The 1908-nt window shown below is 58.5% G+C and carries 1 protein-coding gene and 1 pseudogene; both read right to left on the reverse strand.

The annotated features are described in order from the left end of the window. Positions 1-1183, reverse strand: a pseudogene (locus U9R81_RS04125) (exo-alpha-sialidase); the annotation flags it as partial. Positions 1184-1222: 39 nt separating this feature from the next. After that, on the reverse strand, positions 1223-1908 hold a 686-nt coding region (locus U9R81_RS04130), incomplete at its 5' end, for a hypothetical protein (RefSeq protein ID WP_322494254.1).

The raw sequence follows: 1908 nt of genomic DNA on the forward strand, positions 1-1908 counted from the left end.
CACCGCTAAACGCATCATACACGGCATGGAGATAGATGCCAGTCCCGGTACTAGCCGCCGCCCACGGGTTGAAGTATGAGCCATTATTGGTCGATTCGATCGGACCAAAGAAACGTCCATCGGCTAAACGGACAGCATAGCCAATCCGATTTTGATTGCGAGGGCCTTGCACTACGGCACGCCTAATCCAAGTGAGATGCAGATTACCCAAGCGATCGGTGACAACCATCACCCGACCATCACCATGCTCGTTCAGAAGAGTTGCACGGGGCCATGGTTGGTTATTCAGCGCGTCGCTCAGGGCCTTTTCAACATAATAGATACCTCTATCAACATGGCGATAGCCGACGTAAATCCGATCGTTATAGATCGCCACCGTGCTATCCGTGAAGCTCTCCCTATCGCCCGCATTAATATCAACCGGCACGCTGAAGCCATTACCAGTCCACATAGCCAACATAACGTGAATGGGGCGCGGATCATCACGGATAAAGGTCAACGCCACTTCGCCGTTCGGCCCTGACGCCAGCACTGGCGAGGTGCGGAACACCTTCATAGCAAAGGCGCGTCGTACCGGCGCCCACGTCGCGCCTTTGTCGTCAGAGAAGGTGTAATATATGCCGTTATTATCCTTGTCAGCAGCTTCATCGTCGCGCCACACGGCGATGATACGACCATCCTGAGGGCCGCCGGTTACGACCGTTAACGCAGGCTCCCACGCAAAAATCTCACGCCGCGTCACTTCGACGATTGGCCCCCAGTTACCGGCCGGATCGCGCCGCCGGCTGTAGATGATATTGGCCGCCTGATCAACCCAGATCGTGATCACATCACCAGCCGGCGTGGTCGTCATCCCAGCATTGACGTAGAGCGTATCTTTTGCAAACTTGCTTGTCGTACCGATATCAAACGGGGCAGGAAAGGCTAGCGCCGCTTCATTCTTCGTCCAAAACCGTGCTTTGCCATTCGTGTCAGCACTTGACTCAGCGACCCCAAACACGTAAACCTGATCATTGAAGGTAGCTACCTTTGGCTGCTTCAGATTTAAGCTGTTGCGGATATCGAACTCAGCGATCAGACGCACAGTATCCTGAGCTGCCAGTGGCAGCCCCATCGGGGCCGTGACAGCTATCAAAGCCAGCATCGTCAGCAGCACAAGTATGGTGCGGGATAGTACCGTCATGGACAATCTCCTGTGGAATCTCCTTACGATGGGTTGCGATTACGGAGCGACCAGAAAATCATCGAACATCATCCCGCCGAGGGCGCGGGAATAGACCCCCACCCGGCCTGCCGGCAACGGTTGCGGGTCGGTCGCCTGCAAGAGCACCTTCCCGTTGAGCCGCGCCACCAGTGCGCCACCCCGCACATCCAGCTCGATCACGTGCCAGTGGCGCGGCGCAAACCCCGGCCCCTCCAGCGTCGCTAGCGGTGTCGCCACGCCATCCACCACCTTCTCCAGCACGTACTTCGGTGTCGCCTCGTACTCATTCTTCAGCAGCCGCAACCGGTAGTAGCTCGCTTCGTAGCCCACCGCCCCCTGATAGCGCGCCACAAGGCCGGCCACGCCGTTGAACGCATCGTAGAAGCTCACTCGCACCGTCGCATCGGCATACTCACCGGGCGCGAGCGCCACCGTCTGGAACGGACGGCTGTCGTTGAACTCGCCGGCAAAGTGCTGTTGCAAACGACCATCGGCCACGATCCAATTCGCCCGGTCTTCGGGCATGATGAAATCGAGATCGACGATGTGCCAGCCATTCAAGCTATCCGCCGCGGTAAAATCGGCCACAAAGCGCGGCCCGGCGGCCAAGCCAGCGGGCACGGTCGGATTGGGGCCAATCGTCGGCGCCGGCGGTTCGGGTGGGTACTGCAACAGCGGGCCGCTCTCTTCGGCTTGGCCGGGAC

This window comes from Chloroflexus sp. (assembly GCF_034435895.1).
Taxonomy (GTDB): domain Bacteria; phylum Chloroflexota; class Chloroflexia; order Chloroflexales; family Chloroflexaceae; genus Chloroflexus.